A 21,752-nucleotide genomic window follows, 5' to 3' on the forward strand; every position below is an offset into this window, starting at 1 on the left:
ACGTTCCGTCACGGATTTGCGCCGCGCCCCTTGCGAGACCCCCCGGGGATCGCGGTAGTCTTCACAGGTAGCGTTCGTTTCATCGGAGTCATGGGGAGACTGCCGGTGGGGGTGCCAATGCGCGCCCTCGGTGACCACGGCGGTGTACGCCATGCCATTGCATTCGTGCAGGCCAGGGAGAGTCACCCATGCTCGTCGGCAGCTACGCCCCGTCCCTTGTACTGATCTCGCTCCTGGTCGCCGTGATGGCGTCCTTCACCGCGCTGGACATGGCCGCACGGGTCACCACCGCGCCGAGCCGACGCCAGACCGCGCTCTGGCTCGCCGGCGGCGGGTGTGCGATGGGGCTCGGCATCTGGTCGATGCACTTCATCGGCATGCTGGCCTTCCGCCTGCCCATCCCGCTGGGCTACGACATCGCCATCACGGGGATGTCGCTGCTGGCCGCGATCGCCTCGTCCGTATTCGCCCTCTGGCTGGTCTCGCTGCCCACCCTGCCGCACACGCGGCTGGCGCTGGGGGCCTTGCTGATGGGCATCGGCATCGCCTCGATGCACTACCTGGGCATGGCCGCGATGCGCATGCAGCCGGGCATCGTGTACGACCCGGCCTGGTTCGTGGCCTCGGTACTGATCGCCGTGGCCGCCTCCTGGACCGCCCTGTTCGTGGCCTTCCGCCTGCGCGGCAGCCAACGCCGCCTGCGCGACCGGCTGGCGCCGGCGGTTCTGCTCGGCACCGCCATCGTGGGCATGCACTACACCGGCATGGCAGCGGCGCGTTTTCCCGCCGGCAGCATCTGCGGCGCGGCCGGACAGGACGGGCTGCAGACGCAGTGGCTGGCGGCGATCGTGCTGGTGCTCACCATCTCGATCCTGACCATCGTGCTGGTGGTGTCCTGGCTGGACCAGCGCATGCAGTCGCACCTGCTGCGGGTACGCAACTCGGACCTGCGCACCTCGCTCTACGACGCCCAGGCCGAACTGACCCAGGCCGCCCTGCACGATCCGCTCACCCGCCTGCCCAACCGGCTGCTGCTGCAGCAGCACATCGAACAGTCGCTGGCCCACGCCGAGCGCAACGGCACCCGCTTCGCCGTGATGTTCATGGACCTGGACGGGTTCAAGCAGGTCAACGATGCCTACGGCCACCAGACCGGCGACGCGCTGCTGGTCGCCGTGGCCGAGCGCACCCGCCAGCTGCTGCGCCCCGACGATGTGATCGCACGGCTGGGCGGTGACGAGTTCGTGCTGGTGGTCGGCATCGACAACGGCGAGGACATTGCCGCCCTGGCCAGCCGCATCATCCAGACCATCGGCCACGAGCCGCTGCTGCCGGACCATGAGCTGCAGGTCACCGCCAGCATCGGCATCGCCATCTGCCCCGATCATGCCGCCAGCGAACGGCAATTGATGGCGTTCGCCGACGCGGCGATGTACCAGGCCAAGGAAGCCGGCCGCAACGCGCAGGTGCTGTTCTCCGATTGGATGAACGACAGCGCCGAGCAGCAGTTCCAGCTGCTGGCCGACCTGCGCCGGGCGATCGGCACCGACCAGCTGTTCCTGCACTACCAGCCCAAGACCCGGGTGGCCGCACACACCGTCTGCGGCGCCGAGGCCCTGATCCGCTGGCGTCATCCACAGCACGGCCTGGTGCCGCCCGAGCGCTTCATCCGGCTCGCCGAACGCAGCGGCGTGATCAACGAGATCGGCCGCTGGGCGCTGGATGAGGCATGCCGGCAGCTGCGCGAATGGCACGACGCCGGCCACGACAGCTGGACCGTGTCGGTCAACCTGTCGCCGGTCCAGTTCAGCTCGCCGGACCTGCTGCAGGAGGTGCGACGCGTACTGCAGACCCACCGCATGGACCCGCGGCGGCTGATCCTGGAGATCACCGAGAACACCGTCATGCGCGACACCGAGGCCAGCCTGCGCCTGCTGCAGGCGCTGGCCACGCTGGGCGTGGGCATCTCCATCGACGACTTCGGTACCGGCTATTCCAGCCTGCTGTACCTCAAGCGGCTGCCGGCCAGCGAGATCAAGATCGACCACGCCTTCGTGCGCGATCTGGAAAACAGTTCGGAGGATGTGGTGATCGTCTCGGCGATCGTCGCCCTGGGCCATGCACTGGACATGGACATCGTCGCCGAAGGCGTGGAAACCGCCGGCCAGCGCGCGTACCTGGAGCGGCTGGGCTGCGACTACCTGCAGGGCTACCTGCTCGGCCGGCCGGTGGACGCGCAGCGCTTCATGCAGCTGCATGACCATCCGCGGCCGCGGATGGAAGTGGCACCGGAATGGAGCGCGGACGAAGGCCTCTCCCAGCCCGGCCACCCGGCCGGCTGAGCGGGCCCGGCCGGGTCACTCCAGCAGCGTCGCATCGGTGACATCCAGCAGCCCCAGCTGCGCCATCCGCGCTTCAACCTCGTGCACCTGCCGCAGGTGCGCCCTGTTGCGCAGGTCCAGGCAGCCTTCCACGGCCACGATGATCGTGCCGCGGCCGTTGACCACATGGACGGCAGCGGCTTCGGGGAGGTAACGATGCGGAACCAGTTCCGGGACAAACCCCATCCAGCCGAGCCAGCGGCGATGGGGGAACAGGCGGTGGTCGAGCGCGTAGCTGTCGAAGCCACTGCCTCCGGCCAGCAGGCAGCTCACGTCCGTGCCGATGAATGGCGTATCCAGTGATGCTGCCACGGCTGCGATACAGTCGCGCACGATTCCTGGGGTCGCGGCGCCGAAGGCCTCAAGCGGGTCATTGATGTCAAACGTCAGCCTCCCGCACCACGGCATATAGGACATCGACAGGCGGCCCGGCATCAGCCAGTCGTGAGTGTCCCGCGTGTTACGGAGATTGGCGTCAGCGCCTCCCGCCATCGGCCTGTGCGGGTGCATGACGAGATCCTGTGCCGTATTTCGCGTGATCCGCGCGATGAATCCGTCAGTATCGGCCAATGGCATGGCGACCTCGCCCTCCGCACGGGGCGGCTCGTACCATGTTGCCAATAGCGGATGAACGTCGGCCAGACGCGTTGTCAGATCAAGCAATCGCCGGTGCAGCACGCACGGGTCAATCGCTTCGGCCGGCAGAACGACATCAATGAACGCGGTGAACAAGCCGCTCACGGAGAGTGCCTGCAGATGTCGGCCAACGGCCCGAACGCTCTACACGCGGCGGCAAAACATCCTGCCTGCAGAAAGTGCCACTCCAGTTTCGCTGGGCTGCCCAACGCAGCCACATGAACACGGTGGGTCTGAGCCTGAATCACCCACGTGCCCAGCACGTTCGGCGACCGGGCCGCCGCCCATGCATGCAAGCGCCCCTTCTCATCGAAGAACTGCTGGTAATGCCCCTTCGCCTCGATCACCGTGCACCGCGATCGCCAGAATCCGTCGAACCGGATCGCGCCGTGCTGCCATTCGGTGATCGTGATTTCGCTTCTGGATTTCGGCACCCTGGCCAGCACCCGGTCCATCGTCGTTCCGCCATAGGTGTAGTCGAAGCGTTCCGGCCCCGCATACAGGTTGGCGATGCGACGCTGGTAGTCGAAATCACGAAACTGCCTGTACGGAATGGTGTAGTTGGCCGGCGTCAGGCGCCCCTGCGAGAGCTTGCACTGCGTGCAGGCGTTCTGGTTGCTGGTCTGCGCGCAGTCGGTCTCGCGCGCCTGCACGGCCGGCTCCGCTGCGGTGCCGATGCCGATCGCACGCTGGATGTCCGCCCAGACCTGGCCCAGGCGCGGCCCGCTCGGCACCTCGCGGGTCGGATCCCAGCCGCCGGGCTGGGCCGGGGGTGGAAGCGGAAGTGGCAGAGGCAAGGGAATCGCGCCCATTGGAGCTCCTTTCAGTGGGACAGGTGTGGCGAGGCCAGCAGCGCGAGCAGGTCGGCGGCGGTCACGTTGGGCTGGTCGGAGGTGTTGAACCACACACCGGTCACGGCGTGGTCGCGCAGCGTGCGTGCCCACGCCACGTCGGCCTTGACCCAGCGCACCAGCGTGGGCAGGTGGGTGATGCGCAGCGCACGCACGGCGTGCCGGTAGCTGTCGTGCACAGTCGCCCGCAGGGCATCGTCGGCGACGGCGAGCGTGGCGCCTGGGTAGTCGCGGCGGACCTCGGCCGTCAGTGCAGGTGCCCAGTCAGCGGGATCGGGCAGGCTCAGCGCGGCGTACTGCCCTGAGGACAGCTGCAGCGGAGCCATCTCCGCAGGCGCAATGGCGGTGTCGGCGCGTACCGTGACAGAACACCCCTTCAGCGTCGTCTCCCATTCCTGCACGGGGCCGAGCACGGCGCGCTGCTGCGCCGGCGTCAGCACCTCGCCATAGCGCCGCCAGGCGCGCGGGCAATAGAAGCGCATCAACGCCCGCTGGCCATCCGGGAGCCGCAGTTCCAGGCACGCCTGCAGGTGGTCGAACAGCGCATCGAACCCGCCCTCCGCCCAGACCCGGGTAACGCCGGCTGCCGTGCCGCCCAGCGCCAATCGCCAACGCTCCACCGGCTGCTGAAGTGCGCCCTGCGGCAGGGCGACCAGCCAGGGCGCCGCGTCGGCATGGACGGCCTCGGGACGCCCGGCGAACAGGCACCTTGCGGCCACCCCCGCGCTGGCGACGTGGTAGCGCAGGTCGCCGATGCGTCCGGGTGACGCGGCACAGTCCACCAGCGCGAATTCCTGCAGCCCGCTCACGACAACCGCACCATCGGCGTTCCGGACCGCGCGGCGTCCTCCAGGCACGCCTGACACACCTGCGGCGCACTGGGTGCGGCTGCAGGCGCGCGGGCCTGTTCCGGTCCCACAACATCCTCCGTCGCCCGCGCCGGCGCCTCCTCCACGTACACCAGCCGCTGCGCGGTCGAACGGAGGTGGCAGCCGCACGCAAGCAGGTCCCCGTCCAGCGCGACCGGCTGACCGTCCACGCGCAGGGTGGGATCGCCGCCGACGATGGAGAACGCGCCGCCGTGCAGCGGACAGGTGGCGTAGTCGCCCACGCGCGCCACCGCCGCGCCCTCGATATCGGTGAAGGGCGAGCCGGTGATCACCCGCCCGCAACTGCTGGTGGTGTCACCAACGACGATCCAGTACCTGCGCATGACACTGTCCTCCTGCCCTCCGTGGGCCGGGGACTGTCTCCCGGGCGGAACCGGCAGCGCCATCGGACTGCGTTGAATCTGCCTGTAGACGGTTGCGTCCCCCCGGGCAGGGCGATCTCATGCACCGCCCAACGCGCCGCAGCTGTCGTGATCGGCCTGCCCCGCCCCGCAGGCACCGGCATCCGGGCCGCGAAACGGAACGGAACGGAACTTGCACGTTCCCCGGGGAATCCTCCCCCGTGTCGTGCCCCGATGTCCGAGAACGAACAAGCCGGCGAAAAAACCGAACAACCTACCGAGAAACGGCTGCGCGACGCCCGCGAGCAGGGCAACATCCCCCGCTCGCGCGAGTTGGCCACGGCAGCGGTGTTCGGCGCCGGGGTGCTGGCGCTGATGGCCTTCTCCGGCGGCATTTCACGCAATGCACAGGCCTGGATGAAGCAGGCGCTGAGCCCCGAGCCCGGCCTGCGCCAGAACCCGATGGCGCTGTTCGGCCATTTCGGCGAAAGCCTGGCGCAACTGCTGCTGGCCCTGTGGCCGCTGGTGGTGGTGTGCCTGCTGGCCAGCTTCCTGTCGCCGGTGGTGATGGGCGGGCTGCGCTGGTCCAACAAGTCCCTGATGCCCGACTTCAAGCGCCTCAGCCCGATGGCCGGGATGAAGCGCCTGTACGGCGCCGAGGCGATCGCCGAGTTCACCAAGTCACTGCTGCGCATCGCATTCGTCGGTACGGCGGCCGGGCTGGTGGTCTGGGGCGGCATCCAGCCGCTGCGCGCCCTGCTCCACCAGCCGCTGGAAGCGGCGATGGTGCACGGGCTGGGCTTCACCCTGAAGCTGATGCTGGCCACCGGCGGCGCGATGCTGCTGCTGGCGGCGATCGATGCCCCGTACCAGCGCTGGAACTGGATGCGCAAGCTGAAGATGACCCGCGAAGAGCTGCGCCGGGAAATGAAGGAGAGCGAGGGCAGCCCCGAGGTGAAGGGCCGCATCCGCCAGCTGCAGCAGCAGATGTCCAATCGCCGGATGATGGAAGCGGTGCCTACCGCCGACGTGGTGGTGGTCAACCCGACCCACTACGCCGTGGCCCTGAAATACGACGGCGGCAAGATGGGCGCCCCCACCGTGGTGGCCCTGGGCGTGGATGAAACCGCCCTGCGCATCCGCGAAGTGGCCGACGGCAACAAGGTCGCCATCGTCTCCGCGCCGCCTTTGGCACGCGCCTTGTATCGGGAAGGCCAACTCGGCAAGGAAATCCCCGTGAGACTGTATTCGGCCGTCGCCCAGGTCCTGTCCTACGTCTACCAGCTGCGCAGCTGGCGTTCCGGCCCGATGCCGGCCTCGCCGCGCATCGACATTGAAGAATTCACCAACGGAGCCCGCCCGTGAGCGCCCAGCCTGCAGGAATGAACGTGCGCAAGGCGCTGGATATGATCCGCCACGGGCTTGGTGCCCCGCTGATCGTGCTGGCGTTGCTGGCGATGGTGGTGGTGCCGCTGGCCCCGCCGGTCCTGGACGCCCTGTTCACCTTCAACATCGCCATCTCGCTGATGGTGCTGCTGGCGGTGGTCTACGTGAAGCGGCCGCTGGACTTCACCATCTTCCCGATCGTGCTGCTGATCACCACCATGCTGCGCCTGGCGCTGAACGTGGCCTCCACCCGCGTGATCCTGCTCAACGGCCAGAACGGCCACGAAGCGGCCGGCAAGGTGATCGCCGCGTTCGGCGAGTTCGTGATCGGCGGCAATTACGCCGTGGGCATCGTGGTGTTCGCGATCCTGACCATCATCAACTTCGTGGTGATCACCAAGGGCGCCGGGCGCGTCTCGGAAGTGACCGCGCGCTTTATCCTCGACGCCATGCCCGGCAAGCAGATGGCCATCGACGCCGACCTCAACGCCGGTTTGCTGACGCGTGAGGAGGCCAAGGCCCGTCGCGAGGAAGTCCGTGAAGAAGCCGACTTCTACGGCGCGATGGACGGTGCCAGCAAGTTCATCCGCGGCGATGCCATCGCCGGCATCCTGATCCTGTTCATCAACATGCTCGGCGGCCTGGCGGTGGGCGTGCTCCAGCACGGCATGCCGTTCGGCGAGGCCGCGGCCACCTACACCCTGCTGTCCATCGGCGACGGTCTGGTGGCGCAGCTGCCGGCGCTGCTGGTGTCCTCGGCCGTGGCCATGCTGGTCACCCGCGCCTCGCGTTCGCAGGACATGAGCCAGGCCATGATGGGCCAGGTGTTCGGCCAGCATCGCGCGCTGACCATCGCCGCGGCCATCCTCGGCGTGGTCGGCCTGGTCCCGGGCATGCCCAACGTCGCCTTCTTGACGCTGGCCGCCATCCTCGGCTTCATCGCCTGGAAACTCTGGAAGAAGAGCACCGCTGCCGCCCGCGCCGCTGAAACCGCCAGCGCCGGCCGCCCCGATGCACCGGGCCTGCCCGGCGCTGCCGCCTCGCCCACCGCCGAGCTGACCTGGGACGAACTGCGCCCGGTCGATCCGCTTGGCCTGGAAGTGGGCTACCGGCTGATTCCGCTGGTGGACAAAAACCAGGGCGGCGAGCTGATGGCGCGGATCAAGGGCGTGCGCCGCAAGCTCACCCATGACATCGGCTTCCTGATTCCGTCGGTCCACATCCGCGACAACCTGGAGTTGCCGGCCACCGGCTACCGCCTGCTCATCCACGGCGTGCCCGTGGCGACGGCCGAGATCCATCCGGACCGCGAACTGGCGCTGGACCCGGGCAGCGCGCTCGGTGCTCTGGAGGGCATTGCCGGCAAGGACCCCGCGTTCGGCCTGGATGCCACCTGGATCCAGCCGCATCAGCGCGCCCATGCCGAATCGATGGGCTACACCGTGGTCGACCCCGCCACCGTGGTGGCCACGCACCTGTCGCACCTGATCCGCGAGCACGCCCCGGAACTGCTCGGCCACGAGGAAGTGCAGCAGCTGCTGGCCAACCTCGCCAAGAGCGCGCCCAAGCTGGTGGAAGACCTCACGCCCAAGTCGCTGCCGCTGTCGGCGGTGGTGCGGGTGCTGCAGAACCTGCTGATCGAACGCATTCCGATCCGCCAGCTGCGCAAGATCGTCGAAGCGCTGGTGGAGAACGCCCCCAACAGCCAGGACCCGTCGGTACTGACGGCCGCCGTGCGCAACGCGCTGGGGCGTTTCATCGTGCAGGAGATCGCCGGAATGTCGGCGGAGCTGCCGGTGTTCACTCTCAACCCGCAACTGGAACGCGTCTTGCAGGAGTCCACGCAGGGCAACGGCGCCGCGCTGGAACCCGGACTCGCCGAGCGACTGCACCAGAGCCTGGCCGAATGTGTCGGCAAGCAGGAAGCGAAGAACGAGCCCGCGGTTGTGCTGGTTCCCGGCCCGGTACGTGCCGCGCTGGCACGGCTGGTACGCCACAGCGTCCCCTCGCTGTCGGTACTGGCCTACAGCGAGGTGCCCGAGGACAAACGGTTGAAGCTGGTCGGCACGATCAGTTGAGCCGGGACCCCGACGGCAACGCGCCAGAAAACAGACACCCCCACTTTTGACATCACCGCAGCAGGACACAAAGGGAAACCCGGACCGTGCAGACCACCGACAACCAGCGCTTCCCTTCCACCACCCCGCCGCCCCAGTCCCGGTACCACAGCATGAAAATCAAACGCTTCGTCGCCTCCGATATGCGCTCGGCCATGAACCTGGTGCGCAAGGAACACGGTCCTGACGCGGTGATCCTGTCCAACCGCCGGATCGAGGAAGGCGTGGAGATCGTGGCCGCCGCCAACTACGACGAAGGCGCCGTGCAGCGCGCCCTGGAAGCCGCCCGCAAGGACGTCGCCCCGCCGCCGGTGCCGCGCCCGCGCAGCGCCGCCGATGCAGTGATCGCCGCCGTCACCCGCCGCAAGGCGCCGGTCGTCGCCCCGGAACCGGTGGCCGCCACCACCTCGGCCGTAGCTGCGCTGGCACGCGCCGCCGTTGGTGCCACCGGCCGCACGCTGGATACCGCCAACGAGAACGTGCCCCCGCCGGGCAGCGCCGGCTTTGCCGCCACGCTGTCGCGTGCCAGCGTTGCCGCCCCCGTCAATGAACCGTCGCTGCCGGAGCAGATCTTCGCGCCGTTCAACGTCGAGCAGGCTGCCGCCGCCGCGCCCGCATCGACGGCCGCCCCGGTCGCAGCGCTTGCCGCCCCGATCAACCGCGCCCGTTTCGTGATCGACCCGCCGATGGACGACGCGCCGCACATCCAGATGTATGCACCGCCGGCCGAGGCCCCGGTGACGATGCCGCCGCTGCCGGTCGCCGCCGTGGCCGAGCCGGCCCCGGCCGTCCTCGCCCCGGTGCCGGCAGCGCAGCCGCCGGCACTGCCGGTCGCGGTCGCCGCGGCTGCCGACGTCGCCGCCGAGGCGGTTGCCCGCCCGGCACCGGAACTGACCGTGGTCCCGCGCGACGACGAGGAAATCCGCCAGCTGCGTCACGAAGTGGCCGGCATGCGCCATGTGATCGAGCGTGAAATGCACCGCTTCACCGACGAGCGCCTGCGCGGCTCGCCGGTCCGTGCGGCCGCGCTGGACCTGATGGACGAGTATGGCTTCGACGCCGGCATCAGCCGCGACGTGGCCCTGCAGATTCCGCTGGATACCGAAGCCCACCGTGGCCGCGGGCTGATGCTGGGCCTGCTGTCCAAGAAGCTGCCGATCGCTCCGGTCGATCCGCTCGAGGCCGGTGGCGTGATCGCCCTGGTCGGCCCGACCGGCGCCGGCAAGACCACCACCATTGCCAAGCTGGCCTCGCGCTTCGCCGAGAAGCACGCCGCCCGCGACGTGGCCCTGGTCACCACCGACACCGGCCGCATCGGCGCCCGCGAGCAGCTGTACGGGTTCGGCCGCCAGCTCGGCATCGCGGTGCACGAGGCCAACAGCGGCACCGACCTGAGCCAGCTGCTGGAACGCCTGCAGGACTACAAGCTGGTCCTGATCGACACCGCCGGCCTGGGCCCGCGCGACCGCGCCCTGGCGGCCCAGCTGCAGTGGCTGCGGGCCGCCGACCGCATCCGCACCCTGCTGGTGCTGCCGGCCAACACCAGCTTCGGCGACATGGACGAAGTGGTCCGCCGCTTCAGCGCCGCCAACCCGCAGGGCGTGGTGCTGAGCAAGCTGGACGAGACCGGCCGCTTCGGCACCGCCCTGTCCGTGGCGGTCGACCACCGCCTGCCGATCACCTGGGTGACCGACGGCCAGGACGTTCCGGAGGACCTGCACCGCGCCAGTGCAGCCAATCTTGTACTTCGCCTTGAAGATTTGCGCCGCGCGGCCGATATGCCCTGCAACCCGGAGTTCAACCATGCCGTCGCGTGAGTACGCCAAGCTGACCAAGACCTTCCCGTTGTCGGCTACCCGCAGCCAACCGCTGGGCCCTGTCCGCACCATCGCCGTCACTGGCGGCAAGGGCGGCGTGGGCAAGACGAACGTTTCGGCCAACCTGGCCGTGGCGCTCGCCGACATGGGCAAACGCACGCTGCTGCTGGACGCCGACCTCGGCCTGGCCAACATCGACGTGATCCTCGGCCTGCAGCCGAAGGTGACCCTGGCCGACCTCGTCGCCGGGCGCTGCACGCTGGAGGAAGTGATCATGGAGGGCCCGGGCGGCGTGCTGGTGGTGCCGGCCGCGTCCGGTCGCCGCCACATGGCCGAACTGCAGCCGGCCGAACACGTGGGCCTGGTCAACGTGTTCTCCGAGCTGGAGCGCGAGCTGGACATCATGGTGGTGGACACCGCCGCCGGCATCACCGATGGCGTGCTCACCTTCTGCCAGGCCGCACAGGACACCGTGGTGGTGGTCTGTGACGAGCCGGCCTCGATCACCGACGCCTACGCGCTGATCAAGGTGCTCTCGCGCGAGCGTGGCGTGGACCGCATCCAGGTCGTGGCCAACATGGTGCGCGACCCCAACGAAGGCCGCGTGCTGTACGAAAAGCTGACCCGGGTCTGCGAGAAGTTCCTGGCCGACGTGTCGCTCAACTACCTCGGCTGCGTCCCCCAGGACGACTGGCTGCGCCTGTCGGTGCAACGCCAGCAGCCGGTGGTCAAGGCCTACCCGTCCAGCCCGTCGGCGCTGGCGATCACCGAGATCGCCCGCCGTACCGCCCGCTGGCAGGCCCCGACCGAGCCGCGCGGCGGCGTCGAATTCTTCCTCGAACGCATCCTCAAACAACGCGGGGTGGCCGCATGAAAGGCGCCGCACAATACAAAGAGGTCCAACGTACCGCCGCCAACGAGTGCATCGCCCAGCACTCGGACCTGGTCCGGCGCATCGCCCACCACCTGGCCGCGCGCCTGCCGGCGAGCGTGGAAGTGGACGACCTGATCCAGGCCGGCATGATGGGCCTGATCGAGGCCTCGCGCAGCTATGACGCTGATCAGGGCGCCTCCTTCGAGACCTACGCGTCGATCCGCATCCGCGGTTCGATGATCGATGAGATCCGCCGTGGCGACTGGGTGCCGCGCTCGGTGCACCGCCGTGCCCGCGACGCCGCCGCCACCATCCGCCGCCTGGAGCAGAGCACCGGCCGTGCCGCCAGCGCCACCGAAGTGGCCAGCGCGATGGACATGCCGCTGCCGGAATACCTGCGGCTGATGGAAGACGCCGCACGCGGCCAGGTGCTGAGCCTGGAATCGCGGATCGAAGACCAGGGCGAGCTGGACACCGTCGCCCAGGGCGGCCCGACCCCGCAGCAGGTCCTGGAGCGCGGCGAGTTCGGCCGCGAGCTGGGCAATGCGATCGGCCTGCTCCCCGAGCGCGAACAGCTGGTGCTGTCGCTGTACTACGAACAGGAATTGAACCTGAAAGAAATCGGCGCGGTGCTCGGGGTGAGTGAATCCCGGGTCTGCCAGATCCACGGCCAGGCGGTATTGCGCCTGCGCGGCCGACTGAAGATCTTCGAGGCGGCCGACGCCGGCCTCGAGAACCCTTGAAATCGAGGAAAGTGCTTTGAACAAGAACATGCGTATCCTGATCGTCGACGATTTTTCGACCATGCGTCGTATCGTCAAGAACCTGCTGGGCGATCTGGGCTTCACCAATACGGCCGAAGCCGAGGACGGGCATGCCGCGCTGGCGTTGTTGCAGAGCCAGCCGTTCGACTTCGTGGTCACCGACTGGAACATGCCGGTGATGACCGGCATCGACCTGCTCAAGGCGATCCGCGCCGACGCCAAGCTGAAAACCCTGCCGGTGCTGATGGTGACCGCTGAAGCCAAGCGCGAGCAGATCATCGAAGCGGCCCAGTCCGGCGTGAACGGCTACATCATCAAGCCGTTCACCGCGCAGACGCTGGAAGAGAAGCTCGGCAAGATCTTCGAACGCCTGGCAGCGAGCGCCTGATGGAAACCCTCAGCGACAAATCGGCGCTGGTGCAGCGCCTGCAGGACGCCCTGGCCGCGCTGGAAGGCGGCGACGAGGCGGGCTGGCGCCGGGAAATCGACGCGCTGGCCGCGCTGCGCACGCAGCCGATGATGGCCGGCCTGAACCGGCTCGCCCGCGAGCTCGGCCAGGCACTGGGCGAACTGCCCAGTCTGCCCAGCGAAGCCGGCGAACTGGATGACGCCTGCGCGCGCCTGGACCACGTGGTGGCGATGACCGAACAGGCCACCCACCGCACCCTGGACCTGGCCGAGGAATGCCGTGCGTTGACCGAGCAGCTGCGCGCCAACGGGCTCAGCCCCGACCAGGACCTGCAGCTGGACCGGATCCGCCACAACCTCACCGAGATCGCCCTGACCCAGAGCTATCAGGACCTGACCGGGCAGATCATCCGCCGCGTGGTGGGCATCGTGCGCCGCGTGCACGAAGGGTTCGGTGCGCTCGGCCTGCCGCCGCAGGACGACGACGCGCGCAGGCGCGACACCGGACTGGCCGGCCCGGCCGTCACCGGGCTTGACCGCCACCAGGTATCCCAGGTCGACGCTGACGACCTGCTCTCCGATTTGGGGTTGTAAGACGATGAGTGCTGTTCCGGACGACATTGCCGCCGATTTCATTCTCGAGGCCCAGGAGATCCTGGATCGCCTCGGCGAACAGCTGGTGTCGCTGGAGCAGTCGCCCCAGGATACGGATCAGCTCAATGCCGTGTTCCGCGGCTTCCACACCCTCAAGGGCGGTGCCGGCTTCCTCGGCATCCAGGCGATGGTGGAGCTGTGCCACGCCGCCGAAGAGACCCTCGGCATGGCCCGTTCCGGCCAGGCCACCCTGCAGGCACACCACTTCGACGCCGGCCAGCAGTCGCTGGACTACCTGCAGTCGATGCTGGACTCGGTCTCGGCCGGCACCGAGCCGGGCTACGCACCGCCGGAGCTGATCGCCCAGTTCGACGTCAACGGACCGGCCACGCCGGCGCCGGTGGCCGCCCCGGCGGCCGCGGGTGCACTGATCACCGATGACGAGTTCGAGGCGCTGCTCGACCAGCTGCATGGCGGCGCGGCACCGACCGCCGTGGCGCCGGCCAAGGCCGCCGATGGCCTGATCGGCGAAGACGAATTCGAAGCCCTGCTCGACCAGCTGCACGGTGGCGCCGCCCCCGGCGCCCAGCCCGTGGCCGCCGTCGCCGCACCGGCCCCGCGTGCCCCGGCCCCGGCCGCCGCCAAACCGGCGCCCAACAAACCGGTCGCCGAGGCCGAGCACACCGTGCGCGTGGACACCAAGCGCCTGGATGCCATCGTCAATCTGATCGGCGAACTGGTGCTCTCGCGCAACCGCCTCAAGACCCTGCGCGCGCGCCTGCATGATGAAGAGCTGGACCGCGCCGTCTCCACCCTGGACATCGCCACCGCGCGCCTGCAGTCGGCGGTGATGCGCACCCGCATGCAGCCGGTGGGCAAGGTGTTCTCGCGCTTCCCCAAGGTGGCCCGCGACGTTGCCCGCTCGCTGAAAAAGGAAGTGGACCTGGAACTGGTCGGCGCCGAGACCGAACTGGACCGCAACCTGGTGGAGGCCCTGGCCGATCCGCTGGTGCATCTGGTGCGCAACGCGATCGACCACGGCGTTGAAATGCCCGACCTGCGCGAAGCCCAGGGCAAGCCGCGCGGCGGCCACGTGCGGCTGTCGGCCCAGCAGGAAGGCGACTACGTCAGCATCGAAGTGCAGGACGACGGCGCCGGCATCGACCCGGAGCGGCTGCGCCAGAAGGCCCGTGAAAAGGGCCTGATCGATCCGGAAGCGGCCGCCCGCCTGACCAGCGAGGAGTGCCTGCACCTGGTGTTCCTGCCCGGCTTCTCCACCAAGCAGCAGGTCACCGACATCTCCGGCCGCGGCGTGGGCATGGACGTGGTCCAGTCGCGCATCCGCGAGCTGAGCGGCCAGATCCAGATCCAGTCCGAGCTGGGCCGCGGCAGCCGCTTCATGATCCGCGTGCCGCTCACCCTGGCGATCCTGCCCACCCTGCTGGTGCAGGCCGGCGAGGACGTCTACGCGCTGCCGCTGGCGCGCGTGATGGAAGTGCTGCACGCCCCGAACACCTCGCTGGGCTGGTTCGACGGCCGCGCGGTGCTGGACCGCAAGTCGCACACCCTGCCGCTGGTGGACCTGCGCCATTGGCTAGAGGTGGACCCGGTGCCCTCGCCGCTGCTCACCATCGTGGTGCTGCAGGCCGGTGAAGCCCGCTTCGGGCTGGTCGTGGACCAGGTGCGGGGCCGCGAGGAAGTGGTGATCAAGCCGCTGCCCAAGGCATTGCGCGGCCTGCGCGGCTACGCCGGGGCCACCCTGATCGGCGACGGCCGCATGTCGCTGATCCTCGACGTAGACGGCCTGCGCTGACCTCCGGTAGCGCCGGGCGCTGCCCGGCGGCTTCTCCCCCCAAAAGTGTGACCGCCGCATCACCCTGTTCCGTCGGCGTCTCAAGTCCCATTCACACAAGCCGATACCGGACTCATGGATAGACTCAGCCTCATTGGACTTTTTCTCGCCCTGGCCTCACTGGTCGGCGGCAGCATCCTCAAAGGCGCGGGGCTGGCCTCGCTGTGGTCGCCGGCCGCCTTCGTGATCGTGATCGTGGGCACCCTCGCCGCGATCCTGCTACACACCTCGCCCGCCGTGTTCAAGCATGCCTTCAAGATCGTGCGCTGGGTCGTGCGCCCGCCGAGCAGCGACCGCCGCGAGCTGATCCAGCAGATCGTCGAGTGGAGCAACATCGCCCGCCGCCAGGGTCTGCTGGGCCTGGAAGCCCAGGTCGAGGCGCAGGACGATCCGTTCCTGCGCAAGGGCCTGCAGCTGCTGGTGGACGGCGTGGAGCCGGAAACCATCCGCCACATGATGGAGATCGAACTGGGCAGCCAGGAGAGCCAGGACCTGGCCGCCTCCAAGGTGTTCGAGGGCATGGGCATCTACGCGCCCACCCTGGGCATCATCGGCGCCGTGCTCGGCCTGATCGCGGTGATGAAGAACCTCGCCGACCCCAGCAAGCTGGGCCACGGCATCGCTGCGGCGTTCACCGCCACCATCTACGGCATCGCCTCGGCCAACCTGCTGTTCCTGCCGGTGTCGGCCAAGCTCAAGAGCGTGATCCACCACAACAGCCGCGACCGCGAGATGATCATCGAAGGCCTGATCTCGATCGCGCAGGGCGAAAACCCGCGCAACATCGAAACCAACCTGTCCGGCTTCCTGCACTGACATGGCCCGTCGCAAGCACCACGAAGAGCATGCCAACCACGAGGCCTGGGCGATCCCCTATGCCGACCTCATGACGCTGCTGCTGGCCTTCTTCGTGGTGATGTACGCGATCTCCTCGATCAACGAGGGCAAGTACCGGGTCATGGCCGATGCACTGACCACCGCCTTCGGTGGCGCCCCGCGCACCATCAACCCGGTGCAGGTGGGCAACCAGCAGGTCCAGGGCGGCGGCTGGGACAGCCCGTCGGTGATCAAGTCCGGCACCAAGATCGGCCCGTCCGCGCCGGCGCCGTCCAACGACCCCACCCTGCTGCCGGCGATGGCCTCGCAGATGCGCATGCCGGTCTCGGTGCACAACCAGGAACAGCTCAAGCGGGCCGAGCGCCAGCTCAACGGCATCGCCGACCGCCTGACCGCCACGCTGGCGCCGCTGATCGACCGCGGCATGATCACCGTGCGCCGCACCGAACTGTGGATCGAAGTGGAGATCAACAGCGACATCCTGTTCACCACCGGCTCGGCGTCGCTGGATGTGCACGCGCGCGACACCCTGTCCAGCCTGGCCAAGGTGCTGCACGACGCGCCCAACGGGGTGCGCGTGGAAGGCCACACCGACAACGTGCCGATCGCCACCGCACTGTTCCCGTCCAACTGGGAACTCTCGGCCGCGCGTGCGGCAAGCGTGGTGCATCTGTTTGCCGACCAGGGCCTGCAGCCCTCGCGGCTGGCGATGGTCGGCTATGGCCAGTTCCGCCCGCGCGAAGACAACGCCAGCGCCGAAGGGCGCAACCGCAACCGCCGGGTGATGGTGATCATCCTCGCTGACACCTCCCAGGGCGTGGACCCGATTGGCCCGCAGCTCACCGCCGATACCGAACGCGCCGCACCGGCCACCGCTGCGGCGGCCGCCCCCTCCCCCGTTTCCCCCATCGCGCCGGTGCAGTTGCCACCGGTGCCGGCTGGCAGCCGTGTCGGCGCCGCCGTCCCCCCTGCAATGAAGGAGTGAACCGCATGCGTATCTGGGCCATTGCCAATCAGAAGGGCGGCGTGGGCAAGACCACCACCACCCTCGCGCTCGGTCGCGGTCTGGCCGCGCTCGGCCACCGTGTGCTGCTGATCGACCTGGATCCGCACGCCTCGCTGACCCGCGCGTTCGGTGTCGCGGTCGATCCGCCGCCGCAGGGTGTGCTGGAACTGTTCGCCACCCCGCCGGCCGAGCTGTCCGCGCTCGCCCATGCCACCGCCATCCCGGGGCTGGACCATGTCTGCGCCCAGGCGGCGCTGGCCACACTGGAGCGCCGCAGCGCCAACCAGCCCGGGCTCGGGCTGGCGCTGCAGCAGGCGCTGACCCGGCACCACGGCCAGCACGACTACATCCTGCTCGACTGCGCCCCGACCCTGGGCCTGCTGATGATCAACGCGCTGGCCGCCGCCGACCGCCTGATCATTCCCACCCAGGCCGAACCGCTGGCGCTGCACGGCCTGGATGGCATGGTGCGGACCGGCGAGATGGTCGAACGTTCGCGCCGGCGCACGCTGCCGATGTCGATCCTGCCGACGCTGTTCGACCGCCGCACCCGCGCCGGCCACGAGACCGTCAAGCTGATGCAGGAACGGCACGGGCTCCGCGTCTGGGAAGACGCGATCCCGGTGGACACCCGCATCTGCAACGCCGCCAGCCTGACCGTGCCGTCGCAGTCGGACGACTACCCCGGCCGCGGCCTGGCCGCCTATCGCCGTGCGCTGGAGTGGATCCTGGCCGACGATGCCCAGCAGATGGAGCGCGCGGCATGAGTACCACCGGCGTGCTCGACGATTACCTGGAGCAGCTGCTCGGCGATGCCGTGCCGGCGGCCCCGGCCGTGGCGGCAGCGCCTCCGCCTGCCGTCGACGAGGACGATGCCGGCGGCGTGGCCCAGGCGATCAGCGCCGAGTTCGCCCGCCCCGACGTGGACAGCGACGCGCCGGCGGCCGATGTCGCCTTCGATACCCCGACCTCGGCCGGCGCGCCGGCCCACCTGGCGCTGCTCGACGAGCTGATGAACGATCCCGCGCTCGGACCGGTCGAGGCCGCGCCCACGCATGACACCCCCACCTCGCCGGGCGCGCCGGCCAATCTGGCACTGCTCGACGAGCTGATGAACGACCCCGCGCTCGGGCCGGTAGAGGCCGCGCCCGCGCATGACACCCCCACCTCGCCTGGCGCGCCGGCCAATCTGGCACTGCTCGACGAACTGATGAACGACCCCGCGCTCGGCCCGGTCCAGGCCGCGCCTGCGCATGACACCCCGACCTCGCCCGGCGCGCCGGCCAATCTGGCACTGCTCGACGAGCTGATGAACGACCCCGCGCTCGGCCCGGTGATCTCGCCTGCCCCGCAGGCAGAGGCGCGCCCCGGCTGGGACGACCTGCCCGACGAGGTGCTGCACGACAGCGCGCCGGTGGCCGTGGTCGCGCGTGCCGCCGAACCGGTTGCCGCGCCGACACCGACACCACCGCCGCCAGCACCTGCACCTGCAGCGCCGGCCCCGGTCGCGCGTGCGATGCCGGCACCGCTGCCGCGCCCCGCCGCACCACCGCCGCGCGGCGGCCGCCCCAACAGCTGGGAAGAACTGCAGGCGCAGGCGCGCGATCCGGCCTCCAGCCCGCGCGAAAACCGCCGCGCCAGCGAACGCGCCTCGCGCTGGCTGCGCCTGCGCTGCGGCACCCAGGCCTATGCACTGGAACTGCTGAAGGTGCAGGAAGTGGTCCTGCCGGTGCCGCTGCTGCCGTTGCGCGGCACCGCGCCGGCGATGCTGGGGATCATGAACCTGCGCGGCCAGGTGGTGCCGGTGATGGACCTGGGCATCCACCTCGGCAGCGGCCCGGCCGCCAACGATGCCAACACTCGCATCGTGGTGCTCGAGGAGGACGGCGAGACGATGGGCCTGCGTGTATCGGCGGTGGAAGACGTCGCCAACCTCACCGACTCGCAGATCGAACCGCCCGACACCGCCCGGATCTGCCAGATCTCCAACGACCTGTTCCGTGGCGTCGCCCGCGTCACCGCCCAGCCGATGATCCTGCTTGATGCCACGCAGCTGCTGAACTGAGGGCTGGCCGGTCGCGCCGGGCCTAAAGGTTCCCCTCACGGGGCCGTTATCAACCTCGGAACCGTTTGTCCGGAGCAACGATGAGCACTGTGGCCCTGGGTGGTGATCTCGGTATCGAGACCAGCACCGAGCTCAAATCCCGCCTGGCCCCCTTTGTGGACCAGGCCGGCGCACTGACGCTGGATGCCAGCGACGTCAGCCGTATCCATACCGCAGCAATGCAGGTCCTGTGCGCATTCGTCGACGCCCGCCGCCAGGCGGGCCATGCGACCGGATTCGACGGTTGCACTGCAACCTTCCGTGACGCCGCGCGCCTGCTCGGCGTCACCCAGGCCCTGGGCCTGGATGCACCCCATGACAACCTGAAATCTGTGGAGAACGCTGCATGAGCGCACGTATCTTGGTGGTGGACGATTCGGCGTCGATGCGCCAGATGGTCTCATTCGCCCTCACCTCGGCCGGCTTCACCGTCGAAGAAGCCGAAGACGGTGCGATCGCACTCGGCCGGGCCAAGGGTCAGCGCTTCAATGCGGTGGTCACCGACGTCAACATGCCCAACATGGACGGCATCTCGCTGATCCGCGAACTGCGCCAGCTGGCCGACTACAAGTTCACGCCAATGCTGATGCTGACCACCGAGTCGGCCGCCGACAAGAAGTCCGAAGGCAAGGCCGCCGGTGCCACCGGTTGGCTGGTCAAGCCGTTCAATCCCGAACAGCTGGTCGCCACCGTACAGAAAGTGCTGGGCTGAGTCCCAGCCCGCTTCGCTTCCGCCCTCCCCCCTTCCCGCAACCGGACCCAACGCACCATGAGCATGGATCTGCAACGTTTCCACGCCACGTTCTTCGAAGAAAGCCGCGAAGGGCTGGATGCGATGGAGGCCGGACTGCTGGCACTCGAATCGGGCCAGCAGGACCCGGAGATCATCAACTCCGTGTTCCGCGCCGCGCATTCGATCAAGGGCGGCGCCGGCACCTTCGGCTTCGACGCGATCGCCGCGTTGACCCACGTGCTGGAAACGCTGCTGGATGAACTGCGCGCCGGCAAGCGCGCACTGGAACCGGCTGCCGTGGACGCCATGCTGTCCTCGGTGGACGTGCTGCGCGCCCTGCTGCGTGAAGCCGAACATGGCCAGCCCGCCGATCCGCAAGCGGTGGCCAACGTCAAGGCGCGCCTGGAAGCGGTGCTGTCCGGCCAGGCCGTGGCGGCTGCCGCCCCGGTCGCCGCCGCACCAGTGGACGATACGCCGGAAGCCTGGCAGATCGGCTTCGTGCCGTCGCCGTCGCTGTTCATGAGCGGCAACGATCCGCTGCGCATCATCCGCGAGCTGGAGCACCTGGGTTCGCTGCAGGTCGCTGCACGCATGGAGCGCCTGCCCGGGTTCGCCCAGCTCGATCCGCTCGAAGCCCACCTGGCCTGGGACCTGGGCCTGGTCGGCAAGGTGCCGCGCAGCAAGATTGAAGACACCTTCGCGTGGGTGGTGGACGACTGCGAACTGGACATCCGTCCGGCTGCGCCGCCGAGCCTGGCCACCAGCGCACCGGCGGCACCGGCCGCGGTCGCCGCCCCCGCTGCGGCAGCCGCACCTGTGGCCGCTGCTGCTGCCGCGCCGGCCGCCGCCGCCGCGCATGAAGCGGAAACCTCGATCCGCGTCGCCGTTGAAAAGGTCGACGCCCTGATCAACCTGGTCGGCGAACTGGTCATCACCCAGGCCATGCTCAAGCAGGTCTCGCACGCCCTGGACCCGGTCCATGCCGAGCAGCTGTTCGCCGGCCTGGACCTGCTCGAACGCAACACCCGTGACCTGCAGGAAGCGGTGATCGGCGTGCGCATGCTGCCGGTGGACGCGGTGTTCCGCCGCTTCCCGCGCCTGGTCCGTGACCTGTCCTCGCGCCTGGGCAAGCACGTGCGCCTGCGCACCATCGGCGAAGGTACCGAGCTGGACAAGGGCCTGATCGAAAAGATCGCCGATCCGCTCGTGCACCTGGTCCGCAACTCGATCGACCACGGGCTGGAAATGCCCGACGTCCGCCGCGACGCCGGCAAGGATGAGACCGGTACGATCACCCTCGCCGCCTCGCACCAGGGCGGGCACATCGTGATTGAAGTCAGCGACGACGGCCGCGGCCTGAACCGCGACAAGATTCTGTCCAAGGCCGTCGAACGCGGCCTGAGCGTGCCGGACAACCCCACCGACGCACAGGTCTGGGACCTGATCTTCCAGCCCGGTTTCTCCACCGCCGATGCCGTCACGGATCTCTCCGGGCGCGGCGTGGGCATGGACGTGGTCCGCCGCAACATCCAGGCGCTGGGCGGCGAAGTGCAGCTGGAAAGCCAGGCCGGCAACGGCACCCGCGTGCTGATCCGCCTGCCGCTTACCCTGGCCATCCTCGACGGCATGACCGTGTCGGTGGCTGGCGAAACCCTGATCCTGCCACTGGCCTACGTGCTCGAGGCCCTGCAGCCGCAGGCCGAAGACGTGCGCACGATGGCCGGCGAAGGCCGCGTGCTGCGGGTTCGCGGCGAGTACCTGCCGATCCTGTCGCTCAGCGAGTACTACGGCTACAGCGGGCGCACCAAGGACGATTCGCTGGTGGTGGTGGTCGAAGGCGATGGCCAGAAGATCGCGCTGGAAGTGGATGAACTGGTTGGCCAGCAGCAGGTGGTGGTCAAGAACATCGAGAACAACTACCGCCGCATCAGCGGGGTCTCCGGCGCCACCATTCTGGGCGACGGCCGCGTCGCGCTGATCGTGGATATCGGCGGCCTGGTGCGTTCGCTGCGGATGCCGCAGGCGGCGTAGTGCGCGCGTACTACGGGTGAATGCACGCCCCCGCCACATGCGGGGGCGTTTTGTTCTGCGCGCCCCGCACAGGCGCCGATATGACGCGTGTAGTGCCGGCCGCTGGCCGGCTCCAGGCGTTCTCTGATGG

19 protein-coding genes and 1 pseudogene are annotated in these 21,752 nt (G+C 69.0%); 16 read left to right on the plus strand and 4 right to left on the minus strand.

Features of this window, described 5'->3' with window-relative positions; all coding sequences use genetic code 11:
• The first annotated feature begins 188 nt into the window (after positions 1–188).
• Positions 189–2,342 carry a putative bifunctional diguanylate cyclase/phosphodiesterase gene (locus ACO6VK_RS13915; RefSeq protein WP_422508068.1) on the plus strand — a complete coding sequence of 718 codons (2,154 nt, stop codon included), beginning with the start codon at positions 189–191 and terminating at the stop codon, positions 2,340–2,342.
• Between the two features lie 15 nt (positions 2,343–2,357).
• Here the strand turns inward: ACO6VK_RS13915 and ACO6VK_RS13920 are convergent, their stop codons facing one another.
• From ACO6VK_RS13920 to ACO6VK_RS13935, 4 genes are read right to left on the minus strand one after another with little or no spacing between them, the layout of a single operon-like run.
• Positions 2,358–3,122: a hypothetical protein gene (locus tag ACO6VK_RS13920; RefSeq protein ID WP_422508070.1), complete on the minus strand. Its 765-nt coding sequence runs from the start codon at positions 3,120–3,122 to the stop codon at positions 2,358–2,360.
• On the minus strand, positions 3,119–3,829 hold the full coding sequence (locus tag ACO6VK_RS13925) for a Tox-REase-5 domain-containing protein (protein ID WP_422508072.1): 711 nt from the start codon (positions 3,827–3,829) through the stop codon (positions 3,119–3,121). Before ACO6VK_RS13925 ends, ACO6VK_RS13920 begins: the two co-directional genes overlap by 4 nt.
• An 11-nt stretch (positions 3,830–3,840) precedes the next feature.
• Positions 3,841–4,677, minus strand: a complete 837-nt coding sequence (locus tag ACO6VK_RS13930; protein ID WP_422508074.1) for a DUF4123 domain-containing protein — start codon at positions 4,675–4,677, stop codon at positions 3,841–3,843.
• Positions 4,674–5,081 (minus strand): PAAR domain-containing protein, encoded by a 408-nt coding sequence (locus ACO6VK_RS13935; RefSeq protein ID WP_422508076.1) that lies wholly within the window; start codon positions 5,079–5,081, stop codon positions 4,674–4,676. Before ACO6VK_RS13935 ends, ACO6VK_RS13930 begins: the two co-directional genes overlap by 4 nt.
• Before the next feature lie 252 nt (positions 5,082–5,333).
• Between ACO6VK_RS13935 and flhB the strand changes: the two genes are divergently transcribed.
• The 15 genes and pseudogenes from flhB to ACO6VK_RS14010 all read left to right on the plus strand — a co-directional run bounded on the left by flhB (position 5,334) and on the right by ACO6VK_RS14010 (position 21,622).
• On the plus strand, positions 5,334–6,464 hold the full coding sequence (gene flhB, locus ACO6VK_RS13940) for a flagellar biosynthesis protein FlhB (RefSeq protein ID WP_422508078.1): 1,131 nt from the start codon (positions 5,334–5,336) through the stop codon (positions 6,462–6,464).
• A gap of 17 nt (positions 6,465–6,481) precedes the next feature.
• On the plus strand, positions 6,482–8,563 hold the full coding sequence (gene flhA, locus ACO6VK_RS13945; RefSeq protein WP_422508108.1) for a flagellar biosynthesis protein FlhA: 2,082 nt from the start codon (positions 6,482–6,484) through the stop codon (positions 8,561–8,563).
• A 152-nt stretch (positions 8,564–8,715) separates the two neighbouring features.
• Positions 8,716–10,419 carry an AAA family ATPase gene (locus ACO6VK_RS13950; protein ID WP_422508080.1) on the plus strand — a complete coding sequence of 568 codons (1,704 nt, stop codon included), beginning with the start codon at positions 8,716–8,718 and terminating at the stop codon, positions 10,417–10,419.
• Positions 10,406–11,293: a MinD/ParA family ATP-binding protein gene (locus tag ACO6VK_RS13955; protein ID WP_017357463.1), complete on the plus strand. Its 888-nt coding sequence runs from the start codon at positions 10,406–10,408 to the stop codon at positions 11,291–11,293. The genes ACO6VK_RS13950 and ACO6VK_RS13955 overlap by 14 nt, the downstream gene beginning before the upstream one ends.
• Positions 11,290–12,036: an RNA polymerase sigma factor FliA gene (locus ACO6VK_RS13960; protein WP_422508082.1), complete on the plus strand. Its 747-nt coding sequence runs from the start codon at positions 11,290–11,292 to the stop codon at positions 12,034–12,036. The genes ACO6VK_RS13955 and ACO6VK_RS13960 overlap by 4 nt, the downstream gene beginning before the upstream one ends.
• 16 nt (positions 12,037–12,052) lie before the next feature.
• Positions 12,053–12,445 (plus strand): chemotaxis response regulator CheY, encoded by a 393-nt coding sequence (gene cheY, locus ACO6VK_RS13965; RefSeq protein ID WP_017357461.1) that lies wholly within the window; start codon positions 12,053–12,055, stop codon positions 12,443–12,445.
• Entirely contained in the window at positions 12,445–13,059 is a 615-nt protein-coding gene (locus ACO6VK_RS13970; RefSeq protein ID WP_422508084.1) for a protein phosphatase CheZ, read from the plus strand. Before cheY ends, ACO6VK_RS13970 begins: the two co-directional genes overlap by 1 nt.
• 4 nt (positions 13,060–13,063) lie before the next feature.
• Entirely contained in the window at positions 13,064–14,872 is a 1,809-nt protein-coding gene (locus ACO6VK_RS13975) for a chemotaxis protein CheA (RefSeq protein ID WP_422508086.1), read from the plus strand.
• Positions 14,873–14,986: 114 nt separating this feature from the next.
• Positions 14,987–15,727: a flagellar motor protein gene (locus tag ACO6VK_RS13980; protein WP_017357458.1), complete on the plus strand. Its 741-nt coding sequence runs from the start codon at positions 14,987–14,989 to the stop codon at positions 15,725–15,727.
• A gap of 1 nt (position 15,728) precedes the next feature.
• Positions 15,729–16,616: pseudogene (gene motD / locus ACO6VK_RS13985) on the plus strand (flagellar motor protein MotD); the annotation flags it as partial.
• Between the two features lie 122 nt (positions 16,617–16,738).
• Positions 16,739–17,521: a ParA family protein gene (locus ACO6VK_RS13990; protein ID WP_422508089.1), complete on the plus strand. Its 783-nt coding sequence runs from the start codon at positions 16,739–16,741 to the stop codon at positions 17,519–17,521.
• Complete coding sequence (locus tag ACO6VK_RS13995; RefSeq protein ID WP_422508091.1) at positions 17,518–18,819, plus strand: chemotaxis protein CheW; 1,302 nt, start codon at positions 17,518–17,520, stop codon at positions 18,817–18,819. Before ACO6VK_RS13990 ends, ACO6VK_RS13995 begins: the two co-directional genes overlap by 4 nt.
• 80 nt (positions 18,820–18,899) lie before the next feature.
• Positions 18,900–19,208, plus strand: a complete 309-nt coding sequence (locus ACO6VK_RS14000) for an STAS domain-containing protein (protein ID WP_422508093.1) — start codon at positions 18,900–18,902, stop codon at positions 19,206–19,208.
• Positions 19,205–19,570: a response regulator gene (locus ACO6VK_RS14005; RefSeq protein WP_136004044.1), complete on the plus strand. Its 366-nt coding sequence runs from the start codon at positions 19,205–19,207 to the stop codon at positions 19,568–19,570. The genes ACO6VK_RS14000 and ACO6VK_RS14005 overlap by 4 nt, the downstream gene beginning before the upstream one ends.
• A 57-nt stretch (positions 19,571–19,627) precedes the next feature.
• Positions 19,628–21,622 carry a chemotaxis protein CheA gene (locus ACO6VK_RS14010; protein ID WP_422508096.1) on the plus strand — a complete coding sequence of 665 codons (1,995 nt, stop codon included), beginning with the start codon at positions 19,628–19,630 and terminating at the stop codon, positions 21,620–21,622.
• The last annotated feature ends 130 nt before the right edge of the window (positions 21,623–21,752 follow it).

Source organism: Stenotrophomonas sp. GZD-301, assembly GCF_049310345.1.
GTDB lineage: Bacteria > Pseudomonadota > Gammaproteobacteria > Xanthomonadales > Xanthomonadaceae > Stenotrophomonas.